This window comes from Nocardiopsis sp. MG754419 (assembly GCF_018207095.1).
Classification (GTDB): Bacteria; Actinomycetota; Actinomycetes; order Streptosporangiales; family Streptosporangiaceae; genus Nocardiopsis.
This window is the reverse complement of the sequence record NZ_QOCZ01000333.1, coordinates 1-624: the sequence shown is the minus strand read 5'-3', so window position 1 is coordinate 624 and position 624 is coordinate 1. Positions and strand designations below refer to the sequence as shown.

At 66.3% G+C, this 624-nt stretch carries 1 protein-coding gene; it reads right to left on the bottom strand.

Going from position 1 to position 624, the window contains the following annotated elements; all coding sequences use genetic code 11:
- A partial coding sequence (locus DSY14_RS27980) for a class I SAM-dependent methyltransferase (RefSeq protein ID WP_211719588.1) occupies positions 1 to 490 on the bottom strand: 490 nt, incomplete at its 3' end.
- Positions 491 to 624: the final 134 nt, after the last annotated feature.

Below are 624 nucleotides of genomic sequence, written 5' to 3'. Positions count from 1 at the left end.
CGCTGACGGGGATGTGGGCGGGCAGGGTGGGCAGCAGGTGGTGGATGTACCAGCGGGCGAACCATCCGTTGTGGGCGGCGTCGATGAACAGGTAGTCGGTGTGGCCGGGCATGTGGGCGATCTTGGCGCGGACGTCGCCTTTGGTGAAGGACCATCGGTCGCCGGTCAGTTCGTCGGGGAGGTGGCGGGTGGCGTGGTCGATGATGTCGAAGGAGTGCAGGTGGCCGGTGCCGTTGTCGCGGAGTGCGGACAGGATCCATGAGGTGGACCAGCCGTAGTAGGTGCCGATCTCGACGACGTGGGCGGGTCGGTGGTGGCGCAGGAGCAGGTAGGTGATCTCCGCTTCGAGGTCGTCGAGTTGGGGGGTCATGGTGGGGTCGGCCTGCGCGTGGTGGTGTCGGCGCTGGTCACGGACGAGGGCCAGGTCGTCTCGGTGGGTGCGGTACAGGTGGGTGATGAGGTCGAGATCGATGGCCGGTGCCGTGTTCATGTGGTCTCCCCCGGTGGCGTACTGCGGGTTTGATTGCTGAACGTAGCAGTGTTGTTACTTTCTGTTGGTGGTCCGGTGGGGTGTGTCGCCGGTTTCGGGAGGTTCTGGTGGGGTGCGGGGGTCGGGGCTCGCGC